This is a genomic window from Bacillus cereus group sp. BceL291, from assembly GCF_051776705.1.
Classification (GTDB): domain Bacteria; phylum Bacillota; class Bacilli; order Bacillales; family Bacillaceae_G; genus Bacillus_A; species Bacillus_A cereus.
In genome coordinates this window covers 80,186-103,175 of record NZ_JBPWAP010000010.1, presented here as the reverse complement: position 1 = coordinate 103,175, position 22,990 = coordinate 80,186, and the positions used below count along the sequence as shown (strand labels likewise).

The window sequence follows — 22,990 nt, the reverse complement described above, 5'->3', positions numbered from 1 at the left end:
AGTGAATGCAGGATGGTAATAAGGGGAGCTTATATTGTTTTATAACCCTTTTGTAAGTTACAGACGGCTGTTTTCCGTATAACATTAGGGTAGAGGAGGGGGAGAGAAAATGAAAAATTATATTCAAGGGATTGATCACGTGCAAGTAGCTGCACCTGTAGAGTGTGAAGAAGAGGCGCGTGATTTTTATGGGAATAAAATTGGTATGGTAGAAATTCCAAAGCCAGAAGAGTTGAAAAAACGAGGTGGATGTTGGTTTAAATGTGGAAATCAAGAAATCCATATTGGTGTCGAGCGGAACTTTACACCAGCTAAAAAGGCTCATCCAGCTTTTTATGTGAATGAAATTAATGAATTTAAGCAAACACTTATAGAGAAAGGTGTAAAAGTGATTGATGATTATGCACGGCCAGATGTAATTCGATTTTACGTATCAGACCCGTTTGGAAACAGAATTGAATTTATGCAAAATAAAGACTAGGTGTATTCCCACCTAGTCTTTAACTTCTTCTGAAAAGTCCTAACACTTCTACAGTTTCTGTAATATTAACGAATGCATTCGGGTCAATTTCAGAAATTGTAAGTTTCATACTTGCTAATTCTTCACGAGAAACGACCGTCATAAGTACACGCTTTTTCTCGCTTGAATAAGCGCCTTCGCCATCAAGTAACGTTATTCCACGTACAACAGTTGAAAGAAGCTGTTTTTTCATTTTTTCTGCTTCATTTGTTACAATCATAAGTGTAACTTTACGATGTTTTGTATGAACAGCATCAATTACTTTACCAGTTACATAAATTGAAAGTAAGCTTGTAAGTGCAACATCCCAGGTGAAGAAGAATCCTGCGATTATTACAACGACTGCATTTAAAATAATAAGGAATCCGCCAAGTTTAATGTCTCGCTTGCGGGATAAAAGCATACCGATAATATCAAATCCACCAGTGGATCCATTACAGTTAAAAACAAGACCAATACCAGCTCCGGCGATGACACCCCCGAAGATAGAAGATAACAATGGATCTGTTGCTACGACTTTTACTGGAACGTAGTATAATGCAACAGATAATACAACTACAGAGACAACTGTGTTAAAAATTACTTTTTTTCCAAGGCCTATGTACCCTAAAATAAGGATAGGTAAGTTTAATACAAAGTTAATAATGCCTGTGTTTACAGGGGTTACAATCCCTAAAATAATAGCAATTCCGCCAATTCCACTACTTAAAATTTTGTGGGGGATAAGGAAAAGATTAAAGGCAACCGCAATAATAATAGAACCGATAATAACACCAAGGAATCTGACCATTTCTTTCCCGTCCTTCACTGAAAAATTCATATTATTTCAAGATTATATATGATATTGAAAGTTTTGGGTAAAAACAGTTTATTTTGGTAAATTAGATTAATCGAAAGAATTTGAGTATTTTATCATTTGAAAGGGGATACAGTTGTGAAGATAAAAACATATCAACAGAAAAGCCCGTTGAAGCAAGAATGTGAGGATTCTTATTTTTGTAATAAAGATAAAAAGATTTATGGTGTATGTGACGGTGCAACACCACTTGTCCCGTTTCGTGATGAAAATGGACATAATGGAGCATACATCGCTTCGCATTTATTTGCAAATTATTTTACTGCATTACGAGAGAATCATAGTTTACAATTTGCAGTTACCAAAGCAAATGAAGCATTACAAAGCAAAATGTTAGAATATGAAGTAGACACGAGAAAAAAAGAGCATTTGTGGTGCACATGTATCGCGGCAGTTCAAATAGTTGGTGAGAAAATTGAATATGCGCAGCTTGGGGACTGTATGATTGTCGCAACTTTTCAAAATGGAACGATGCAAGTATTAACGAAAGACACAGTTGAAGGAATTAGTAAACGAGCAAAAAGGAAGAGGGAAGAAGATCGTAAAAAAGGGTTATCTGTACCAGAAGAATATGTTTTTCAAGATGTGCGAGAACAGTTAAAATACAATCGTTATCTTGCAAATATGCCAAATGGTTATTCAGTTGCAAATGGAATGAAAGAAGCGATACATTATTTACAACATGGTGAATTACATATAGATGAAGTGAGTGGAATTTTTATTTGTTCAGACGGGTTATTCCACCCAGATTGGTCATTAGAACAAACTGTTGCATATATAAGAAAGAATAGTATAAACGAATATGTAGCAATCATTGAAAAGCTGGAAGGGGAAAAGAGAATAAAACCAGATGATAAAACGATTATTATGATTGATTTTTAAGAGGAGGCAGTTCAAATGGAAATTAAATATGTCAATCTAACATTTCAAGATGAATTAGTTCCTTTAGAAAAAGTAAATCAACTGATTATCCACCATACAGCTGAAGATGGATGGGACGTGTATAAAACACATGGATTTCATCAAACTGTAAGAGGGTGGAGCGGGATTGGTTACAACTATTTTATCGAAAAGGACGGAACTGTAGTGGAAGGGCGAGGTTTACATATTGGAGCGCACGCGAAAGACCATAACCGTCATACAATTGGAATATGTATGACGGGAAATTTCGATAAATACGATCCAACTCCTGCACAAGTGAATGCATTATATTCTTTATGCAAAATGTTTATGAAGCAATTTGCTATAAAGAAAGAAAATATACTAGGTCATAGAGAGTTAGAAGGAGTTACAAAAAGCTGTCCTGGTAATCGTTTTTCTATGGTAGAGTTAAGGAAGATATTATCTTAAATATAGAGGAGTAACAACGATGATGAATATAAAAATACCAAATGATAAAAAAGAAGAGCTTGTAGCGCAAATTCAGCAATTTTTCGTTGAAGAAGATTTAGATGAAATTGGACGTTTCCAAGCAGAGCGTTTAATAGAAGAAATGGTTAAATTAGTTGGACCATTTGCATACAATCAAGCAATTGGAGATGCAAGAAAGCTTGTAAGTGAGAAATTAACGAATATCGAAGAAGATTTATACGTGTTAGAGAAGAATGAAGGAAAATAAAAAAACATAGGGAAAACACGGAAAAGACATTGAAAATACATCTTTTATTTTTAGAATATTCTTAGTTTTAAAATACTTCAGAAAGGAAGATTGTAATGAGATTAACGCCAAGAGAAATTGATAAACTGCTAGTAGTTGTTGCGGCTGATTTAGCTTATCGACGAAAGGAGAGGGGGCTTAAGTTAAACTATCCAGAAAGTATCGCTATTATTACGTATGAAATTTTGGAAGGAGCAAGAGATGGTAAAAATGTAGCGGAATTAATGGAACTTGGAAAAAACATTTTAAGTGCTGAAGATGTTATGGATGGTATTGCAGACATGATATCAGATATTCAAGTTGAGGCAACTTTTCCTGATGGAACAAAATTAGTAACTATTCATCAGCCAATTCATTAAAGGAAGTGAATGTTATGATTCCAGGGCAATATATCCTTGCGAAAGAAGACATAGTGTGTAATGGAAATAAAAAAGCAATGAAAGTCAAAGTAATAAATCAGGGAGATAGACCCATTCAAATTGGATCTCATTACCACTTTTATGAAGTGAATGAGGCGTTAAAATTCAATCGCAGTGTAGCAATTGGACAACATTTAAATATTCCAGCAGGTACAGCGGTAAGATTTGAGCCTGGAGATGAAAAAACGATTGAACTAGTTCCATATTCAGGGGAACAAGAAGTATATGGATTTAAAAATAAAGTGGATGGCGATATTCAATCTTACACAAAAAGAGGGAGATAGCATGAGTTTTAAGATGTCACGTAAACAATATGCTGATTTATATGGTCCAACTACAGGAGATTCTATTCGTTTAGCGGATACACAATTATTCGCACATGTTGATCGAAATGCCACTGTATATGGTGATGAAGCTGTCTTTGGTGGAGGAAAATCAATTAGGGATGGTATGGGACAAAATTCACAACTTACAAGAGAACAGGGGGTTGTGGATGTTGTTATTACGAATGCAATTATTATTGATTATACGGGAGTATATAAAGCGGATATTGGTATAAAAGATGGGAAGATTTCAGCAATTGGTAAGAGTGGTAATCCTTCAGTTATGGATAATATTGATATCATCATTGGAACATCAACGGAAGTAATTTCTGGTGAGCGGAAAATCGTTACAGCTGGAGGTATTGATACACATGTGCATTTCATATCCCCACAACAAATTGATACGGCATTGGCTTCAGGTATAACAACTTTAATTGGTGGGGGAACAGGACCGGCAGAAGGGACTAAGGCAACTACAATAACACCTGGATCTTGGAATTTAAGAAAAATGCTAGAAGCAGCAGAAGCTTTTCCTATAAATCTTGGATTTTTAGGGAAAGGAAATAGTTCAAGTTTACCTGCCCTGGAAGAACAAATATTTGCAGGGGCTATCGGATTGAAAATCCATGAAGATTGGGGAGCAACTTCGTCAGCAATTAATCACTCGTTACAGATTGCTGATAAATATGATATTCAAGTCGCTATTCATACGGATACGTTAAACGAATGTGGTTTTGTGGAAGAAACGATAAAAGCTATTGATAATCGTGTTATTCATACGTACCACACTGAAGGAGCTGGAGGTGGGCATGCACCAGATATTATAAAGATTGCTGCGCTGAATAATATTTTACCATCATCAACGAACCCGACCTTGCCATATACAGTGAATACGCTGGATGAACATTTAGATATGCTCATGGTATGTCATCATTTAAAAGCGAATATTCCAGAAGATGTAATGTTTGCAGATTCAAGGATTCGAAAAGAAACAATCGCGGCAGAGGATATTTTGCAAGATTTAGGGGTTTTCAGCATGATTAGCTCTGACTCACAGGCGATGGGAAGGGTTGGAGAGGTTATTATTCGCAATTGGCAAACCGCCGATAAAATGAAAAAGCAGATTGGTAGTTTAGAGGGAGATAAAGAATATAACGATAATAATAGAATTCAACGTTATATAGCTAAGTATACAATTAATCCAGCTATTACACATGGGATTTCAGAATACGTGGGCTCTATTGAAATAGGAAAGTATGCAGACCTTGTAATATGGGATCCACAATTTTTCGGTGTTAAGCCAGATATGGTTTTGAAAAACGGAATGGTAGTGATGGCATTAATGGGAGACGAGAATGCTTCAATTCCTACCCCACAACCATATTATGAAAAAAAGATGTTTGGTGCATATGGAAAAGCAGTACAGTCAAGTTCGATTACATTTGTATCGAAAGTAGCTTATGAGAATAATATTAAAGAAAAATTAGGTTTAAATAAAGTTGTATTACCTGTTAAAAATACGAGAGAGATTTCGAAGCAAGATATGAAGTTAAATAATGCAACACCAGAAATTGAAGTAGATCCGCAGACATATGAAGTTAAAGTTGATGGACAAGTAATCACGTGTGAAGCAGTAGATGTACTACCTATGGCTCAAAGATATTTTTTATTTTGATATAACGGGGGAGATAAAATGATTATTGAAAAAATTAATAACAACGTATGCAATATGAATGATTTCTCAAACACAAAAAAGCATCTTGATAAGATATTAATTTCTAGTGAGCTTTTACTGAAGAGAGTTCAGAAATTATATTCAGAATCTGGTTTTGAAATTGGGGTGTCTTTAGATAGTGGAGAAACATTAAAGAACGGTGATATTTTATATGAAGATGAAAATCGAATTGTGTATATTGAAGTATTACCAGAAGAGGTAATTGTAATTACTCCAAAATCAATAAAAGAAATGGGGATTATTGCTCATAACTTAGGGAATAGACATTTACCAGCACAATTCGATGAAGGGTGCATGATTTTGGCGAACGACTACTTAGTAGAAGATTTACTTAAAAAGGAAGGTGTTCCTTATCAAAAAGAAAATAGAGTATTACCAAAACCGTTCAAGCATGCTTCGCACAAACATATTTAACCTACTCCAAATTAGTGATTCGAACTTCCCAACAGGAAGTTTTAGTCACTCTTTTGGATTAGAAACATTTATTCAAGAGGGACAAGTTACAAATAAAGACGGGTTTTTCAAATGGGTTAATCGATATGTAAAAGTCCAATTAACATACACGGACGGCTTAATTTGCAAATATACTTACGAAGCCATTAAGAATAATGAGGGAGAACAAATTACATTTTTAGATGATTTAATAACAGCACAAACATTGCCTTTTGAATGTAGAAAAGCAAATAGAATGATTAGTAAAAGTACTTCTAAATTATTGTGTGAATTGTTCTCGTTTGTAAATTTAAATATATATAAAGAAAATATTATGGGTAATAAATTACAAGGTCATCCGAGTATTGTATACGGAATATTAGGGGCGGAATTGAAAATGACAATAGAAGAAACGCTCTTAGTTTTCTTATACTCAAGTGTTGGAAGTATAATTCAAAACGGTGTGAGAGCCATTCCTCTTGGACAAACAGATGGTCAAAAACTATTACAAGAATGCCATGAATTAATCTGCGAATCTATTGATAGAATTCAAATACTTTCATTAGAAGATTTTGGATTGAATGATCCTGAATTCGAAATAAATCAAATGCAACATGAAGATGTAAATGTAAGGGTCTTCATGTCATAGGGAGGAAGAATAAAATGATAAAGCCTATTAAAATTGGTATCGGTGGTCCGGTAGGTGCTGGGAAAACCATGTTAGTTGAAAAGTTAACAAAACATCTAAATACAGATTATGAAATTGCAGCAATTACAAACGATATTTATACGAAAGAAGATGCAAAGATTTTATTGAAAACAGGTGTTTTATCAGAAGATAGAATTATTGGTGTAGAGACAGGGGGGTGCCCGCATACAGCAATTCGAGAGGACGCTTCTATGAATTTTGAAGCAATTGAAGAACTCATGATTAGACATAATAATTTAGATATTATTTTTATTGAAAGCGGGGGTGATAATTTAGCTGCCACATTTAGTCCGGAGCTAGTGGATTTTTCAATTTATATTATTGATGTGGCACAGGGAGAAAAGATTCCGCGTAAAGGTGGACAAGGAATGATCAAATCTGATGTATTTGTAATTAATAAAACGGATTTGGCACCTTATGTAGGAGCTAATCTTGGAGTTATGGAGCAGGATACGAAAAATTACCGACATAATAAACCATACTTTTTTACAAATTTGAAGGATGAGGAAGGTTTACAAGAATTAATAAATTGGATGAGACAGAACATTATGTTAGAAGGACTGAAAAAATGAAATCCCCTACAGGTGTCTTAAACATTGATATGATGGAAAAGAGACATAAAACCGTACCTATTAAGGTTTATCATAAAGATGCCTTAAAAGTAACGCAGCCAATATATTTGGATGAGTATGGTAGAGCATATTACTATATTATGAATTCTGGTGGAGGCTATTTAAAAGGAGATTTCTATTTTATAAATATAAATGTTGGTAAAGATGCGAAAACATATATAACAAGCCAATCAGCAACGAAAGTTTACAAGACTCCAAATAGTTATGCTTTGCAAGAATTGAATTTTTATATTGGTGAGAATGCTGTTATGGAGTATTTACCAGACCCGTTAATTATGTACAAGGATGCAGCATATAAGCAAAAAACAAATATATATATGCAAAATAATTCTACATTGATTTTATGCGATTCAGTTACGCCTGGTTGGTCGCCAAATATGGAGAAGTTCACATACCAATATTTTGATTCGTTAACAAAAATATATATGGAAAATAAACTTGTAGTATACGATCATTTATTGCTAAACCCTTTCAAAGAGTCGTTAGATCAAATGGGAATATTAAATCAATATTCCCATTATGGTACTTTCATAGTTATTAATGAGAACATTACAAATGATTTAATTGCAACATTGAAAACATCACTTTCTGACACTAACAATATGAAAATTGGAATATCTTCTACACCATGTAAAGGCTTTGTCATTCGCATACTTAGTCATAATACTGAGGATATGGAGTCTATATTTTTTCAGTGTCATCGTTTTGTTAGAGAGAATTGTCTACATGAAGAATTAACATCCTATCGAAAATATTAAGTAGGAGAAGGGGATACTATGACTAATGTGGGATTATTGTTTGTCGGTGCAGTTCTATTTATGAATTCACTAGCAGCTTTTAAACTTATTGATAGCAAAAGTGTAGGATACTTTAATTTATTTGTAGGGGCATTACAAACTTTGACACCATTATATTTATTATTTACAGGAAGTCAATCCGATGAGTGGACTATCCTATCTAATGGAACTATTTTTTTATTTGGTTTTACTTATTTATATGTTGGTCTTACGAATATATTAAAACTTGATTCTTCAGGTGTAGGTTACTATTCTCTTTGGGTTGCTATCATTGCAACGGTTATGGGAATTGTGAATCAATTACATGAGAGTGGTAGTTTGCAAAGTACAATAATTTGGTTCTTTTGGGCATTCCTTTGGTTTTTATTTTTCCTACAAGATGGATTGAAAAAGAAGATTCATATTTATGTAGGTATTGTTTGCTTCATTGAATCTTGGATTACTGCAACAGTACCAGCTCTGTTAACACTTACAAATCATACCGACGTGTTAAATAATTTTGTAATTATTTTAGCGACTATTATAACGATTTTAGTTTTTATTATGGCACTTTTCTTTTTCAAGAGTATTCAATTTAAAGTAGAAAGGGTTAGTAACTATGTGGAAAAGTGAACTGAAAAAGGCAACCAACTTTTTTGTTATTATTATATTTCTTCATGTGCTTGGAATTTTATTATTATTACCGGCGCTATATAAAGGTAATAGCATAATCGGAATGGCTATTATTGCATATTCTTTAGGGTTGCGTCATGCGTTTGATAGTGATCATATTGTCGCAATTGATAATACTGTTCGGAAATTAATTGAAAAAGGTAAAAACTCACAGGGGGTGGGATTTTACTTCTCATTAGGACACTCTACGGTAGTATTTGCGATGATTGTATTAATTGCTTTAATTGGAAAAACGGCAAAACATGGAATGGAGAGCTTTTCAACTATAGGCGGTATTATCGGTACAATCGTTTCTAGTACATTCCTTATCATTATTGGTCTTACCAATCTGTTGTACCTTATTAAAGTGTTGAGAAGCCACGAGGACAAACAGCCAGAAAATTTAGGGTTTATATATCGTTTCACACAGCGCTTATTTACGTTTATTGATAGTCAGAAGCAATTGTATATAATCGGTTTTTTATTTGGACTTGGTTTTGATACAGCGAGTGAAATTGGATTAATTGCTCTTTCTACAGTAACTGCAACAAGTCAATCTATTCCACTTGTAAGTATATTTGCTTTCCCCGTTTTGTTTGCTGCCGGAATGTCATTGATGGATACATTAGATAGTACATTCATGAATACGAATTATAAGTGGGCAATGGAAAATAGTCGAATAAGAAATTCATATAATGTATTAATTACCTCAATATCTGTTATTACGGCTTTTTTAATAGGGGGATATCAACTATTATCTTTGCTTATTGAAAGCTATAATTTACAGGGCCCGTTTTGGAATCTCATACAAGTAGTTAATTTTGATTATCTGGGTATATGTCTTGTTGCATTCTTTATTATTTCTCTTATTGTTTTTGTTGTATGGAATAGAAATGCCTTTAAAGAACCGCTTACAAAGAACATAGAGAAATAAAAATATATCATATGTCATTTGGTTCATTATGTATATAAAGTAAAATAAAAAACACGTTAGATGAAAATTCATCCAACGTGTTTTTTATTATTTATGTTCCTTATATTCATGTACTTTTTCTTTCACATTACCAACTGTATCTTTAGCAGTGCCTTTCACCTTATCCCATTTTCCTTCAGCTTGTAATTTCTTATTGTCAGTTACTTTCCCAACAGCTTCTTTTACTTCGCCTTTTACCTTATCAATGGCACCTTCTACTTTTTCTTTTAAACCGTGTTCATGCTTAGTCATACATTTCTCCTCCTTGTAGTTTGATTAGAATTCTCTTTTCATAGTGCAAGTTGAATGATGTACCTAGTAATAGCGTAACAAATCTAGTTGGAATATTCAAATGATTAATAGGATAGAAAAGGAATTGTCATAAAATGTTTAAAAATGTAACGGAAGGAGAAATAAAGTAAATTATAATATGTCTCTTGCGGTCCATATTGATTTTGTATAAGCAATTTTCATGTGGGCACGTTCCATGTTATTTTGACTGCCGCTACCGAACCTTGCTTGTCCAACTATTAAAGTACAATTGGATTCAATAGCTGTCTTAATTCGTTTTTGAATTAATGCAGTATGACAGCCTTTACGCTGAAATTCTGGCAAAGTAGCAGAAGCAGCTAATGATGCGACACCCTTATTTATATACAGGACACCAATACCAGCAGGGATATTTTGAACTTCAGCTATGAAAAAATGCCATCCTGGTTCATTGTAAAGAATTTCATTATTTTGGCGCACGCTATCTTTTGTAAAGGATGGCATATTAAATCCACATACATAAATGTCTGCAAAAATATCAAACTCATTTTCTTTTAGTTTTCGTATTGTAATATTAGAAGGAAGAAGTGATGAACCCTCTCTCGGTATACTATACAAAGCGGTATGGAAGCTAGATTGATAAAACCCTTTTTGAGATAAGTATTGAAATAATTCAGTTGTACCTTGTGCTGGGGTAATTTCAAAACGACAAGGGATTTGTAGTGATTCATAATAAGAAATGATTGCATCAATCGCATCTGCATTTGTAATACCTTTTACCGTATTAAAAGCAGGACCAGCAATTATTTTTGATGAAAAGGCAGTGGCGCTACCGAATTTTTTTATTTGCACTTGCATGGGGTTTCCGCTTATTGTTTGTAGTCTCTCTAATCTAGAAGAGAGCATATCAATTTCTGCATTTTCAATTTCTGTTGCTATATCGAGTGTCATAACAGTAGTCATAAAATTCCTCCGTTAATAAATATATTTCATAGTATATATACGATTTTTGTTTTGAGATTCCTGTTGTAATGTAGGAGAATAAGAAGTTTTTTGGAAGGGAAATGGAATTGAACTGTCGAAGGGAGTAGAAACAGATTAAAGGTGGTGCTCTCATGAAACAGAAAGACGTGCAGACATGCTCTAATTGTGGTTCTCAAAATATAGGAGAAGGTGAGTTTGTTGGATATGCACAAATACGGAAAAAGGAAACGATGTTCACATCTTCACCGGTGGATGCTTATATTTGTACAGATTGTGGGAATATCCTTTTATTAAAGGTAAGGAATTATGAAAGGTTTAAACAGAAACCTTTATGATTATTGAGAAGTGGTCATATCCAACTTTGTATACGAAACGACTTATGTTAAGGAAAATGAATATGAGTGATAGTTTACATATATATGAGTATGCTACAGATAAAGAGATGACAACTTTTACTGTATGGGATGCTCATCGATCGTTATGTGACACATATAACTATATAGAAGAAATTGTGGGGCAATATAATGGAGGGCAAGTAGCACCTCTTGGAATTGTATTAAAAGAGGAGAAGAAACTTATAGGCACGTGTGGATTTATAAAATATGATTTGGTCACACATACAGCAGAAATTGCATACGCCTTATCTCGAAAATATTGGGGAAGAGGATTAGCTACGGAGGCTGCATTAGCTTTTTTCTACTATGGTTTTCATGAGTTGCATCTTAATAGTATTGAAGCGGGATGTGATTCAGAAAATGAAGCATCTGAAAAATTAATGAAACGTTTGAATATGGAGTACGAGTGCACGATTCAAAAGGATATGTTCATTAAAGGTAAGTATCGTGACACGAAAAGATATTGTATATCTCGAGAAAGATATATGGATAAATGAAATATTTCATATAAAAAACTCCTTTAAATGAATAAAGGAGTTTTTTTATTTTTCATAACAATAATTACCTTTAATTGTTATAATTGGTTGTTAAGGGGTCTTGGTTTATTAACGCCATAATCATAGAAGGAAAATAGCTAAATCGTCTATAAAACCACTAAATAACACAATCGCAACCGTAAGTTGACAAAGTGCAACCCCGGGAAGATAGAGATAAGGGCAATGTCTACATACAATTTAGGTAAGAAAACAAAGGGGGGCACACATATGGGATTTGGTGAAAAGCTTTTTAAATTAAGAAAGGAAAAGGGCCTTTCTCAAGAAGCATTAGCTGAAAAATTAAACACAACAAGGCAAGCGGTTAGTAAATGGGAAAACGGTCAAGGTTTTCCTGAAACTGAAAAGTTAATAATGATTGGAAATGTTTTTGAAGTATCACTCGACTATTTATTAAAAGAAACTGCAGAGCAAAGTAATGAAAATGTGGATGGCTATTACGTAAGTCAGGAAATGGCAGAAGGGTATATAGTGTACGGACAAAAGATTTCAAAATATATAGCGTTAGGGTTTAGTTTGCTTATTTTGTCTACAATACCGTATCTATTATTTAAAGAAAATGCAACAATGTCGACATTTCTTGTCATTATCATTGCTGTTCTTGGAATTGGAGCAATGATGGCACCTGTAACGATAGAAGAGAGTCGATACAATGTATTGAAAAAGGAAGAACTACTATTTGATCAAAACTTTCTAAAAGAATTGACAAAAAGATATGTGATTATTAAGAAGAAGTATGCTGCGGTAATGATCGTTGGATTTTGTTTTATAGCAGCAGGTGCGATCCCGTTTTTGTTTGAGAAAAAGCATATCACTTCAGGGGAATTAGTTCAGTATTATCCGTACTGTGTTGTACTTATTGCTATCGGAGTTTATCTTTTTGTTCGTGTGTTAGGAGTATGGGAGATATATCGAATTTTAGTAGAAAATAAGGAATACAGTAATCGTTTTATTTTTAAACTGAAAAAGAAAGTAAGAAAAAAGGTAGATAGTTTATAAAAGATAAAAAACATGTTTCGAATCAATGTATTCAAAACATGTTTTTTATCGTTCTGAATTATTTCCAAAGAAATAATTCAGAAAAAACAGAAAAATGTCGTAACCATTTGCGGAAGTCTGTTATAATAAACGAAAAATGAAAACGCTTTAAAGGGGGATATAACAAATATGATGATGAATGTACCGCTAACAATTAGTTCTATGATGGAAAGAGCAGAGAAACTGTTTTCGAAGAAAGAAATTGTTTCACGGACACATGATACAGTTACAACGTTAACATATAAGCAGTTAGGGGAAAGGACGAGAAGACTTTCCAGTGCGTTGAAAAAGCTTGGAATTAAAGAAGGTGAACCTGTAGGAACATTAGCGTGGAACCATCATCGACATGTAGAAGCGTATTTTGCTATTCCAGGTATTGCTTCTGTTTTGCACACGATTAATATTCGTTTATCTCCTCAACATATTTCATACATTATTCAGCACGCAGAAGACCGAATTCTACTTATAGATGAAGATCTCGTACCGCTCGTTGAAAATATTCAATCACAATTATCAACTGTACAAGCTTACATTATTATGACTGATAAAGATGAACTTCCAAATACTATGCTGGAGCCTGTATATCATTATGAAAAGCTATTAGAAGAAGGCGATCCCAATTTCCAATTTGTAAAAGATATTGATGAAAATACACCTGCTGGTATGTGTTATACGTCAGCGACTACAGGAAACCCAAAAGGTGTTGTATATACGCATCGTAGTACTGTATTGCATTGTATGGCACTCGGTTTAGCTGATACAGCTGCTTTATCGGAAAGTGACGCAGCAATGGCAATCGTCCCGATGTTTCATGTGAACGCTTGGGGACTTCCTTTTGCGGCTACTTGGTTTGGATCAAAACAAGTTCTTCCTGGACCGATGTTTACCCCGAAAATTTTATTAGAGATGATTCAATCAGAAAAAGTGACGTTAGCTGCGGGTGTGCCGACAATTTGGCTCGGCGTATTACAAGAGTTAGAAAATAATAGTTACGATTTATCTAGTATGACGAGAATACTATGCGGAGGTGCAGCTGCGCCGAAAAGCGTTATTAAAGCATTTGAACAGAAACATAATGTTCCATTCATACATGCATATGGTATGACTGAAACGAGCCCACTCGTAACACTTGCACGTTTAAAAAGTTATGAAACAGAATTATCGTATGAAGAGCAATTAGAAATTAGATCAAAACAAGGGTATCTTGTCCCTGGTGTAGAGATGAAAGTAGTCGGTACAAATGGTGAAGTGAAGTGGGATGGTACGGAGATGGGAGAACTATGTTTACGAGCGCCATGGATCGCTGAAAGCTATTATAACGATAATCGTACTGTCGAAGGTTTTCGTGATGGTTGGTTATATACAGGAGATGTCGTTACGGTTGATGAGGAAGGCTGCGTGAAAATTGTTGACCGTACGAAGGATGTTATTAAAAGCGGGGGAGAATGGATTTCTTCGGTCGATCTTGAAAATGCTTTAATGGCACATGATGCTATATTTGAAGCGACCGTCGTTGCGATTCCTCACCCTCAGTGGCAAGAGCGACCAATTGCCTGCGTCGTTCAAAAGAAAAATAGTACGGTTACAAAAGAAGAAATATATGAGTTTTTAAAACCACAGTTTGCGAAGTGGTGGTTACCAGATGATATTGTATTTATGGAAGAAATACCGAAAACATCTGTTGGGAAGTTTTTGAAACAGGCGCTTCGGAAAGAACTGGAGCATTTGCATAGAGAGAAATAAGTGAATTCTTATTTGTAAACTTAAATGAAATAAAAGTTGACAAAAGAAGGGTGGAAAGATAATATAATTTTCGTGATATGTTACCTAAAAACACTTTTAAGTTTACAAACAGGAGAAGAAAATATGCATACAAAAAAATTAGTTTTCGTCGCTTTATTTAGTTCTATTATGGGAGTGTTAGGGTTAATACCTCCGATTGCTCTTTCTATTACACCAGTTCCGATTACATTGCAATCACTCGGTGTTATGCTTGCGGGTGGATTGTTAGGGTCACGCCTTGGTGCATTAAGTCAGCTTATTTTCTTACTTATTGTAGGAGTTGGAGCACCATTACTTGCTGGTGGACGCGGTGGCCTTGGTGTATTTGTTGGGCCAAGTGCAGGATATTTACTTGGTTACATCATTGGAGCGTTTGTTATTGGTTATTTAATTGAGCGTTTACGTGAAGTTTCTATTATAAAAGTATTATGTATTAATATAATTGGTGGTATTTTCGTAGTTTATGTATTTGGTATTACTGTACAAGCGTTTTTAATGGATGTTTCTGTATGGGAGACAATGAAAGTGAGTGCTGTGTTTTTACCAGGGGATTGTATAAAAGCAATTATCGCGGCGATTCTCGTAACAAAATTACATCGTTCATTGAAACATATTATTACGCCCGCTTTAAAGAATGGAAAATATACAAATGCGGGATGATAAAGGGAAGAAACACGTTAATTCCGTGTTTCTTTTTATTATTTTTGTAAAGAAAGGACGTCTCATATGGGTATTACAAAAGAATACAAAAAGCATGCCTCTTTACAACCAAATAAAATAGCGATAAAGGAAAATGATAGAGTTTTAACATATAAAGAGTGGTTCGAATCAGTTTGTAAAGTAGCAAACTGGTTGCACGCAACAGAATCAAAGAATAAAACAATAGCAATCCTATTAGAAAATCGTATAGAGTTTTTACAACTATTCGCTGGTGCCGCTATGGCCGGGTGGGTTTGTGTTCCGTTAGATATAAAGTGGAAACAAGATGAGCTCAGAGAAAGAATTGAGATCAGTAATCTGGATATGATTGTGACAGAACGATATAAGGTAAATGATCTACCTGATGAAGAAGGAAGAGTAATTGAAATTGATGAGTGGAAAAGAATGATAGAGAAATATCTTCCTACACATTCCACTGTAGAAAGTTTACGAAATGCTCCCTTTTATATGGGATTTACATCAGGATCAACTGGAAAAGCAAAAGCATTTTTACGTGCACAGCAATCGTGGGTTCATAGTTTTGATTGTAATGTACATGACTTTCATATGAAAATGGAGGATTCAATTTTAATAGCTGGGACGCTCGTTCATTCTCTTTTCTTATACGGGGCAATAAGTGCATTATATGTAGGACAAACGGTGCACATTATGAGAAAGTTCATTCCGAATCAAGTATTAGATAAGTTAGAAACTGAAAATATATCGGTTATGTATACAGTTCCGACAATGCTTGAATCTTTATATAAAGAAAATAGATTAATAGAAAATAAAATGAAAATTATTTCATCAGGAGCGAAATGGGAAGCTGAAGCGAAAGAAAAAATAAAGAATATATTTCCTTATGCGAAAAGATATGAATTTTATGGTGCATCAGAGTTAAGTTTTGTAACAGCACTAGTCGATGCAGAAAGCGAAAGAAGGCCAAATTCAGTAGGAAAACCTTGTCACAATGTGCAAGTTCGAATATGTAATGAAGCAGGCGAAGAAGTACAAAAAGGCGAGATAGGAACTGTTTATGTGAAAAGTGATCAGTTTTTTATGGGATACATAATAGATGGGGTTTTAACACGGGAGTTGAATGCAGATGGCTGGATGACAGTGCGAGATGTAGGCTATGAAGATGAAGAAGGCTTTATATATATTGTTGGTAGAGAGAAGAATATGATTTTATTTGGAGGAATCAATATTTATCCAGAAGAAATAGAAAGTGTATTACATGAACACCCAGCTGTTGATGAAATAGTTGTAATTGGTGTGAAAGATAGTTACTGGGGTGAAAAGCCCGTCGCGATCGTAAAAGGAAGTGCTACGAAACAACAATTAAAGAGTTTTTGCTTACAACGATTATCCTCGTTTAAAATACCGAAAGAATGGCATTTTGTAGATGGAATACCTTATACAAATAGTGGGAAAATCGCTCGTATGGAAGCAAAAAGTATGATTGAAAACCGGGAGAAAACATATGAATAAGGCAGTTATTGTAGAGGCGAAAAGAACACCTATCGGTAAGAAGGATGGGATATTAAAAGAGTATGAAGTTCAGCAATTAGCAACGCCGCTTCTTACGTTTTTAAGTAAAGGAATTAAGAGAGAGATAGACGATGTTATATTAGGAAATGTTGTTGGGCCAGGAGGGAATGTTGCAAGATTATCTGCTTTAGAGGCAGGACTTGGCTATCATATTCCTGGTGTAACGATTGATCGGCAATGTGGTGCTGGTTTAGAAGCAATTCGAACTGCGTGTCATCTCATTCAAGGCGGGGCAGGTAATTGCTATATCGCCGGAGGAGTAGAGAGTACAAGTACGTCACCTTTTCAAAAAAGAGCAAGATTTTCACCTGAAACAATTGGTAATCCTGACATGGGAGTAGCTGCTGAATATGTTGCGGAGCGTTATAACATAACGAGAGAAATGCAAGACGAGTACGCTTGTCTTAGTTATAAGCGGACACTGCAAGCGTTAGAAAAAGGATATATACATGATGAAATATTTTCTTTTAATGGATTATTAGATGAATCTATAAAGCCAGAAATGAATTATGAACGAATCATTAAAAGAACAAAGCCCGCATTTTTACAAAATGGAACAGTGACGGCAGGTAATGCATGTGGTGTAAATGATGGGGCATGTGCTGTTCTTGTAATGGAAGAGGGACAAGCCTTAAAGTTAGGTTATAAACCTGTCCTTCGTTTCGTTCGTAGTACTGTAGTGGGAGTGGATCCCAATCTTCCAGGGACTGGTCCGATATTTGCGGTGAACAGATTATTAAACGAAATGAATGTAAAAGTAGAGGACATCGATTATTTTGAAATAAATGAAGCATTTGCCTCAAAAGTTGTTGCTTGCGCAAAAGAGTTACAAATTCCGTATGAAAAATTAAATGTAAATGGTGGGGCAATTGCGCTCGGTCATCCGTACGGTGCATCTGGGGCTATGCTTGTAACACGTTTGTTTTATCAGGCTCAAAGAGAGTCTATGAAATATGGAATTGCTACATTAGGAATTGGAGGCGGGATAGGGATTGCGCTATTATTTGAGAAAGTAGAAGACTAGTGAGGTAACTAGTTTTCTACTTTTTGAGGAACATAAACATTGCTGCCAGGCTTCGCTTTCATTTCGTTCCAAGCAGCAATCGCATCAGCTTTTGCTTTTCCTTTATTATTTGGATCTTCGAAAAAGTCCCGAGTAAAGCGATTGTATTCAAATTGCGCGCTGATCGTTGTTTTATAAGTAGGATCTTTTTTTCGTTCGTTTTCTTCATACCAAAATGTTATCGCGTCTTCATATGTTTTTCCAACATTCTCTTTAAAAAACTTTTGAAGAGCTACTGTAAAGCGGAAGTTTGTTCCGATTTTTTCTTTGAAAAAAGCACGAACATCTTCGCTACAGCGGTGATTTTTAGTAATAATCGTTTGAAGAGAAAGGTCTTTATAAGAGAGGGGAGCTTTGCTCACTTTTGGCACAGAGCTGTTTTTTAAGACTTTCCCCGTAGTTAAATAATGTGAGATACGCTCGGTTATTTCGGTCTTAGAGCCACTAGCTGGCAAACCATGCTCGCGACAAAATGTTTGCAGTTCTGCTTTTAACCAATAATAGTTTTGAAAATCTTCAAGTGATATAGATTTTGTTAAAGGTGGACGCATGAATATAACAACTTCTTTCTTCCATAATTTTCTTTAATTATAAAACGTATGTTCTCTTTGTGGAAGGATTAATTTGTAAATATAACAGGAAGAGGAGATTACATATGGAAAATGTAATGCAAGTTCGTGTTACGGGAATTTCAATTGAAGATGAAAAAGTATTGCTAGTAAAGCAAAAAGTGGCTAATCGCGATTGGTCTTTACCTGGAGGAAGGGTAGAGAATGGTGAAACGTTAGAAGAAGCGATGATTCGAGAAATGAGAGAAGAAACAGGATTAGAAGTTAAAATTAAGAAGCTACTCTATGTTTGTGATAAACCAGATGCTAGTCCATCTTTGTTACATATTACGTTTCTGCTTGAAAGGATTGAAGGTGAAATTACACTATCTTCTAACGAGTTCGATCATAATCCGATTCATGATGTGCAAATGGTACCGATTAACGAATTAAGTTATTATGGTTTTTCGGAAACTTTTATCAATCTTATAAGTGGCGGTTTTGCAAATTCAGGGAGTTATCATGGGTTGAAACAACATATAGGCCTGTAAATATAGTTGAAGGATAGCCGTTAGCTATCCTTCATAAACATGTTTTACACTGCTGACTGTAAAGAAGAAACAAGCTGATTTAAAAACTCGTCCCCGTTCATAACCGCTTTTCCGCCGCCGCGTGCACTCTTTTTATTTCCGCCACCTTTTCCTTCAATTGCAGGAAGAGCATCTTTTAAAAGAGCATTCATATCGAGCGTTACTGTTTTTCCGCAAGCGAGAATACATTGTAGTTTGTCATCATTTTCAATAACGAAATACGTAATTGCATGCTCTTGTTGTTCTGTAATGATAGCTGATATTTTTGCAACTTCTTGCATAGAACGATCTGTAAATGCTTTAGAAATAAGTAACCCAGCATGTATTTCGGTGGGCTGTTGCAGTAATTCATTTGCCTCTGCAAATAATAATTTTTCATTCATTGTTTGTATTGTTTTTTCGTTTTCCTTTTGAGAGGTAAGAAGCTGTGCCACTTTTGCTGGGATATCAGTTTCGCTACTGTTTAATTGTTTGGAAACATCTTTCATAATTTGTTGCTGTTGCCCCATTAATTTAAGTGTACGCCAACCAGCGATAAAGGTTAAGCGTATACCACCTTTATTGCGCTCCCATCCTAGTACTTGAATAAGACCAACTTCACCAGTGCGTTTCGGATGGGTTCCACCACAGCCATTGTAGTCGTAATTTTCGATAATAACAACACGTATATTCTCTGTCATAGTTGGTTCTTTACGAAGAGGTAATGTTTTTGCTTCTTCTAAGTTCATCCACTCTATACGGATTGGGTGGTTTTCAAAAACGATTTTATTGGCAATTTGTACTGCCTTTTCAACCGTTTCTGCATGCAGATTTTCTGTTTCTAAATCAATTGTTATCGTTTCTTTTCCAAGATGGAATCCAATCGTAGGTATGTTGAAATAGTCCCAAAAAACAGCAGATAAAATGTGCTGAGCTGCATGTTGCTGCATATGATCAAACCGGCGCTCCCAATTGATTTTACCTTCTACGTCTTCTGTGTGTAATTGTTCTGCAATGAAGTGGCGGATTTCTTCGTCGACTTCTTCAACATCAAGTACAGCAATACCATTTAAAGTTCCAGTGTCATGTGGTTGTCCGCCACCAGTCGGATAAAATGCGGTTTCGTTTAAAACAACGTATAAGTTACCGTCTTTATCATAATCTTGCTTTATAATTTTAGTAGTAAATTCTTGCTTATAAGCGTCAGTGTAATATAATTTGTGCTCCAATTTTCTTTCTCCTCTCGCATTAACTAGTTTCATTGTAAAGCAATTGAAATTAGTTTCCTAATATTTCAGAAGAAAGAAACTATTTTTAGAATTTTCTTGCTATAATAAGAAGAAAATGCGGGGGTGGAATAAATATGTTATATGAAAATGGCGTAGATAAACTGCTTAGTTTAAGCAAAAATATTTCTGAATTGTATCGAGAATTAAATGAAATGACCCGGATTTTAACGGAGTGTAATCGAGAAAGTGTGAAGTTTGATCGGTTATATGTAAAAGAGTTACTTTGGAAGAAAGAAGATGTAATAGAGAAATATGACCAGCTACTTGTACAACTTTGTATTAACGAATGCTTTGATCTAAAAAGTGTCATTACAGGCGAATATAAGTATACATATGAAGAAGTGGAGAACATCGTTTTACAATTTAATGAGAAGTATAATGTTGCAATATTAATTAAAGATGTTTGTAAAGAATTACAGTTTACATATGGCATAGATATGGATATAACGAGAACAGCGCGGGTATCAACAGCGCAAGTATAAAAAGGGAAAAGAAAGCAGATCCTTTGCTTTCTTTTTTTATGTAAGAACAGGGAGAGTAGGTTTTTAAGATGAAGGGGAAGTTGCAAAATATTCATCCGTTAGGAATGACAATTATAATAGGGACTTTATTTGCGAGGTTCGCCACGTCAATGAGTATTCCTTTTTTAGCAATTTATTTAACGACTGTGAAAGGTGTATCAGCTGGAATGACAGGTGCTATTATCGGAACGAGTGCACTTGTTGGAGTGTTTGCTAGTTTTATCGGAGGGAATTTATCAGATCGATTCGGTCGAAATATGATTATAATATGGTCCATGATCGTTTGGGTCTTTGTATTCATTGGTTTTTCACTTGCAGATCATGTTTTAAGTTTCTTTTTATTAAATGCTTTGAATGGATTATGTAGGTCATTTTTTGAGCCAACATCAAGAGCGTTATTATCAGATTTAACGAAACCTGAGTATCGTTTACTCGTATATAATTTGCGTTACGGTGCAATCAATGTTGGAGTAGCGATTGGCCCACTTGTCGGGTTACAGATTGGAAGCGCAAAATCAACAATTCCGTTTTTAGTAGCAGCTGGAGTATACATTTTATATACAGCTATATTAGCGTTCCAATTTAAGAAGTATCCGATTGAAAAAAAGAAAGTAAATACAGAAAAGCCTGTCACAATGTTAAAGGCAATTCGTATTTTGCGAAAGGATGTCGTATTTTTAGTTGCACTAGTTGGTATTATTTTGAGTAATTGTGGTTTTTCTCATTTAACGACAACAGTATCTCAATATTTTGCAAATGCACATATATTTCAGGATGGAGTGAAATTATTTTCATATATGCTAGCTTTAAATGCGATTGTTGTAGTCGTAATTCAATACCCTGTTATTCAAATTTGTAAAAAGTATACACCGTTAGTATCCATTATGGTGGGGGCTTTATTTGTGAGTGGGGGATTATTTGGCTTTGGAATAGTAGAATCCATGCTAGGTGCTGCCGTTTGTACAATTATTTTTACAATTGGAGAAGTCTTAATGTTTTCGATGACGGATGTATTTATTGATGATATTGCTGTTGCGTATCTAAAAGGAACATACTTCGGTGCGATGGGCTTTTCGGGAATTGGAGCAGTAATAGGTCCGTGGTTTGGAGGAGTACTTCTCGATTACTACGGGTACCAAAATGGGTTTGCAGTATTTTCAGCATTAGCTATATTCTCAACTGTGGCATTTCCTGTGCTTTTAGTTACAAAAGGTTTATTGAAAAAAAGATATGATAGAAATTCTAATATAGAAATGCATGCGAAATAACATAAGCCCCAGTACCAACTGGGGCTTATGTTTGTATTATATTAACTCTTAATTTGAAAAAAGAACTTTCTTTTCATGTTTATCAGCAACTTCATTTTTGGAAATATGAATGGCCAAAAAACCATTCTCTAAGCAGGCTAGCATCTTCTTATAAATAACATTAGCGGGTAAAGGGATAGTTCGCTGCAAAGAAATGTTTTTATGAAGTATGCAAATGGTTAGGCCTGTCTCCATCTTTTTAATGACTACATTTTGTTCATTGGCATTTGGTACATCTGTTTCCAAAATGTATTCTTGTTCAGTTTCGCAAAGGTCAATATGAATTTGATTTGGGAAACTAAAGTTACTACAAGAGTCAGAACAAAACTGATCCATCCATTCTTCGAAACCATCAACATGAAAAAGACAATCCTTCTTTTTCTTGCCCATGTAAGACACCCTCCGTAAAATCTCAATTCATACTATGTTATGCATGAATGAATTAGGGGTGAAGAATAAATGGAAAAATATAAACATTGTATGTGGAAAAGATAGCTAGTGTGCACTTTTTGTTTTACATATCATGATGCGCATGATGTTTTTGGCGTGAATGGTTACGGTTTTTTACTTTATGAGATCCGCTTAATGGTTCAGGTTGTCCTTTTTTTTCTTTCGCTTCACGATTGTTTTTTCCCATTGTATGTGACACCTCCTCTTCCTTTTTAGAATGAGAGAAGTTTGCAAATTTATACGAGAATGTTTTTAGAAAAAAAGGT

30 protein-coding genes are annotated in these 22,990 nt (G+C 34.7%); 23 read left to right on the top strand and 7 right to left on the bottom strand.

The features are described from left to right. Window positions 1-109 precede the first annotated feature (109 nt). Window positions 110-481, top strand: coding sequence for a VOC family protein (locus ACS2CR_RS09985; RefSeq protein WP_000800766.1), 372 nt, complete (start codon window positions 110-112; stop codon window positions 479-481). A gap of 19 nt (window positions 482-500) precedes the next feature. Here the strand turns inward: ACS2CR_RS09985 and ACS2CR_RS09980 are convergent, their stop codons facing one another. Then, window positions 501-1,310, bottom strand: coding sequence for a YitT family protein (locus ACS2CR_RS09980; RefSeq protein WP_000251344.1), 810 nt, complete (start codon window positions 1,308-1,310; stop codon window positions 501-503). Window positions 1,311-1,436: 126 nt separating this feature from the next. On the opposite strand from ACS2CR_RS09980, the gene ACS2CR_RS09975 reads away from it, so the two are divergent. The 12 genes from ACS2CR_RS09975 to ACS2CR_RS09920 all read left to right on the top strand — a co-directional run bounded on the left by ACS2CR_RS09975 (window position 1,437) and on the right by ACS2CR_RS09920 (window position 9,665). Next, on the top strand, window positions 1,437-2,258 hold the full coding sequence (locus ACS2CR_RS09975) for a protein phosphatase 2C domain-containing protein (RefSeq protein WP_002101224.1): 822 nt from the start codon (window positions 1,437-1,439) through the stop codon (window positions 2,256-2,258). Window positions 2,259-2,273: 15 nt separating this feature from the next. Next, on the top strand, window positions 2,274-2,726 hold the full coding sequence (locus tag ACS2CR_RS09970) for a peptidoglycan recognition protein family protein (RefSeq protein ID WP_053512826.1): 453 nt from the start codon (window positions 2,274-2,276) through the stop codon (window positions 2,724-2,726). A gap of 19 nt (window positions 2,727-2,745) precedes the next feature. Then, on the top strand, window positions 2,746-2,994 hold the full coding sequence (locus ACS2CR_RS09965) for a DUF2164 domain-containing protein (protein WP_000981075.1): 249 nt from the start codon (window positions 2,746-2,748) through the stop codon (window positions 2,992-2,994). A gap of 95 nt (window positions 2,995-3,089) precedes the next feature. Next, a complete protein-coding gene (locus ACS2CR_RS09960) occupies window positions 3,090-3,392 on the top strand; it encodes an urease subunit gamma (protein WP_001241327.1) in 303 nt (100 codons plus the stop codon). Between the two features lie 14 nt (window positions 3,393-3,406). Then, on the top strand, window positions 3,407-3,736 hold the full coding sequence (locus tag ACS2CR_RS09955; protein ID WP_000612160.1) for an urease subunit beta: 330 nt from the start codon (window positions 3,407-3,409) through the stop codon (window positions 3,734-3,736). Between the two features lies 1 nt (window position 3,737). Then, complete coding sequence (gene ureC, locus ACS2CR_RS09950) at window positions 3,738-5,450, top strand: urease subunit alpha (RefSeq protein WP_000008664.1); 1,713 nt, start codon at window positions 3,738-3,740, stop codon at window positions 5,448-5,450. Between the two features lie 18 nt (window positions 5,451-5,468). Next, window positions 5,469-5,924 carry an urease accessory protein UreE gene (locus ACS2CR_RS09945; RefSeq protein ID WP_000582805.1) on the top strand — a complete coding sequence of 152 codons (456 nt, stop codon included), beginning with the start codon at window positions 5,469-5,471 and terminating at the stop codon, window positions 5,922-5,924. Continuing rightward, a complete protein-coding gene (locus tag ACS2CR_RS09940; RefSeq protein ID WP_053512825.1) occupies window positions 5,902-6,591 on the top strand; it encodes an urease accessory protein UreF in 690 nt (229 codons plus the stop codon). The genes ACS2CR_RS09945 and ACS2CR_RS09940 overlap by 23 nt, the downstream gene beginning before the upstream one ends. A gap of 14 nt (window positions 6,592-6,605) precedes the next feature. After that, complete coding sequence (ureG, locus tag ACS2CR_RS09935; protein WP_000594928.1) at window positions 6,606-7,223, top strand: urease accessory protein UreG; 618 nt, start codon at window positions 6,606-6,608, stop codon at window positions 7,221-7,223. Continuing rightward, the gene (locus tag ACS2CR_RS09930) at window positions 7,220-8,041 is read left to right on the top strand and encodes an urease accessory protein UreD (RefSeq protein WP_053512824.1); all 822 of its coding nucleotides are present in this window, start codon (window positions 7,220-7,222) and stop codon (window positions 8,039-8,041) included. The genes ureG and ACS2CR_RS09930 overlap by 4 nt, the downstream gene beginning before the upstream one ends. An 18-nt stretch (window positions 8,042-8,059) precedes the next feature. Further along, window positions 8,060-8,692: an AmiS/UreI family transporter gene (locus ACS2CR_RS09925; protein ID WP_000185993.1), complete on the top strand. Its 633-nt coding sequence runs from the start codon at window positions 8,060-8,062 to the stop codon at window positions 8,690-8,692. Then, window positions 8,679-9,665, top strand: coding sequence for a HoxN/HupN/NixA family nickel/cobalt transporter (locus ACS2CR_RS09920; RefSeq protein ID WP_153602508.1), 987 nt, complete (start codon window positions 8,679-8,681; stop codon window positions 9,663-9,665). The genes ACS2CR_RS09925 and ACS2CR_RS09920 overlap by 14 nt, the downstream gene beginning before the upstream one ends. Before the next feature lie 87 nt (window positions 9,666-9,752). On the opposite strand, the gene ACS2CR_RS09915 is transcribed toward ACS2CR_RS09920, so the two are convergent. Then, window positions 9,753-9,956 (bottom strand): CsbD family protein, encoded by a 204-nt coding sequence (locus ACS2CR_RS09915; protein WP_000160423.1) that lies wholly within the window; start codon window positions 9,954-9,956, stop codon window positions 9,753-9,755. Window positions 9,957-10,127: 171 nt separating this feature from the next. Continuing rightward, complete coding sequence (locus ACS2CR_RS09910) at window positions 10,128-10,937, bottom strand: GNAT family N-acetyltransferase (RefSeq protein ID WP_000214338.1); 810 nt, start codon at window positions 10,935-10,937, stop codon at window positions 10,128-10,130. A gap of 152 nt (window positions 10,938-11,089) precedes the next feature. Between ACS2CR_RS09910 and ACS2CR_RS09905 the strand changes: the two genes are divergently transcribed. The 7 genes from ACS2CR_RS09905 to ACS2CR_RS09875 all read left to right on the top strand — a co-directional run bounded on the left by ACS2CR_RS09905 (window position 11,090) and on the right by ACS2CR_RS09875 (window position 18,001). Continuing rightward, window positions 11,090-11,293: a hypothetical protein gene (locus ACS2CR_RS09905; protein WP_000810210.1), complete on the top strand. Its 204-nt coding sequence runs from the start codon at window positions 11,090-11,092 to the stop codon at window positions 11,291-11,293. Further along, window positions 11,290-11,850, top strand: coding sequence for a GNAT family N-acetyltransferase (locus tag ACS2CR_RS09900; protein ID WP_016111161.1), 561 nt, complete (start codon window positions 11,290-11,292; stop codon window positions 11,848-11,850). Before ACS2CR_RS09905 ends, ACS2CR_RS09900 begins: the two co-directional genes overlap by 4 nt. A gap of 267 nt (window positions 11,851-12,117) precedes the next feature. Beyond that, window positions 12,118-12,906, top strand: a complete 789-nt coding sequence (locus ACS2CR_RS09895) for a helix-turn-helix domain-containing protein (protein ID WP_000505614.1) — start codon at window positions 12,118-12,120, stop codon at window positions 12,904-12,906. A gap of 168 nt (window positions 12,907-13,074) precedes the next feature. Beyond that, window positions 13,075-14,688 (top strand): long-chain fatty acid--CoA ligase, encoded by a 1,614-nt coding sequence (locus ACS2CR_RS09890; RefSeq protein ID WP_153602509.1) that lies wholly within the window; start codon window positions 13,075-13,077, stop codon window positions 14,686-14,688. A 123-nt stretch (window positions 14,689-14,811) separates the two neighbouring features. Next, window positions 14,812-15,387, top strand: a complete 576-nt coding sequence (locus tag ACS2CR_RS09885; protein WP_000556954.1) for a biotin transporter BioY — start codon at window positions 14,812-14,814, stop codon at window positions 15,385-15,387. 66 nt (window positions 15,388-15,453) lie between these two features. Continuing rightward, window positions 15,454-16,917, top strand: a complete 1,464-nt coding sequence (locus ACS2CR_RS09880; protein ID WP_048568329.1) for an acyl-CoA synthetase — start codon at window positions 15,454-15,456, stop codon at window positions 16,915-16,917. Next, on the top strand, window positions 16,910-18,001 hold the full coding sequence (locus ACS2CR_RS09875; RefSeq protein ID WP_053512822.1) for an acetyl-CoA C-acyltransferase: 1,092 nt from the start codon (window positions 16,910-16,912) through the stop codon (window positions 17,999-18,001). Before ACS2CR_RS09880 ends, ACS2CR_RS09875 begins: the two co-directional genes overlap by 8 nt. Before the next feature lie 8 nt (window positions 18,002-18,009). Here ACS2CR_RS09875 and ACS2CR_RS09870 read toward each other — a convergent pair whose 3' ends face one another. Next, window positions 18,010-18,591 carry a DUF6434 domain-containing protein gene (locus ACS2CR_RS09870; RefSeq protein WP_001247742.1) on the bottom strand — a complete coding sequence of 194 codons (582 nt, stop codon included), beginning with the start codon at window positions 18,589-18,591 and terminating at the stop codon, window positions 18,010-18,012. 104 nt (window positions 18,592-18,695) lie between these two features. Here ACS2CR_RS09870 and ACS2CR_RS09865 point away from each other — a divergent pair, with 104 nt between their 5' ends. Further along, on the top strand, window positions 18,696-19,139 hold the full coding sequence (locus tag ACS2CR_RS09865) for an NUDIX hydrolase (protein WP_053512821.1): 444 nt from the start codon (window positions 18,696-18,698) through the stop codon (window positions 19,137-19,139). Window positions 19,140-19,183: 44 nt separating this feature from the next. On the opposite strand, the gene ACS2CR_RS09860 is transcribed toward ACS2CR_RS09865, so the two are convergent. Then, window positions 19,184-20,386 (bottom strand): alanyl-tRNA editing protein, encoded by a 1,203-nt coding sequence (locus ACS2CR_RS09860; protein WP_153580132.1) that lies wholly within the window; start codon window positions 20,384-20,386, stop codon window positions 19,184-19,186. Between the two features lie 134 nt (window positions 20,387-20,520). Here ACS2CR_RS09860 and ACS2CR_RS09855 point away from each other — a divergent pair, with 134 nt between their 5' ends. Both ACS2CR_RS09855 and ACS2CR_RS09850 read left to right on the top strand, forming a co-directional pair. After that, window positions 20,521-20,928: a hypothetical protein gene (locus tag ACS2CR_RS09855; RefSeq protein ID WP_000965148.1), complete on the top strand. Its 408-nt coding sequence runs from the start codon at window positions 20,521-20,523 to the stop codon at window positions 20,926-20,928. A gap of 68 nt (window positions 20,929-20,996) precedes the next feature. Beyond that, window positions 20,997-22,235, top strand: a complete 1,239-nt coding sequence (locus tag ACS2CR_RS09850; RefSeq protein WP_053512819.1) for an MDR family MFS transporter — start codon at window positions 20,997-20,999, stop codon at window positions 22,233-22,235. Between the two features lie 48 nt (window positions 22,236-22,283). Here the strand turns inward: ACS2CR_RS09850 and ACS2CR_RS09845 are convergent, their stop codons facing one another. Both ACS2CR_RS09845 and ACS2CR_RS09840 read right to left on the bottom strand, forming a co-directional pair. Then, a complete protein-coding gene (locus ACS2CR_RS09845) occupies window positions 22,284-22,664 on the bottom strand; it encodes an Hsp20/alpha crystallin family protein (protein WP_000516731.1) in 381 nt (126 codons plus the stop codon). A gap of 124 nt (window positions 22,665-22,788) precedes the next feature. Continuing rightward, window positions 22,789-22,911: a small acid-soluble spore protein P gene (locus tag ACS2CR_RS09840; protein ID WP_000517649.1), complete on the bottom strand. Its 123-nt coding sequence runs from the start codon at window positions 22,909-22,911 to the stop codon at window positions 22,789-22,791. Window positions 22,912-22,990 lie beyond the last annotated feature (79 nt).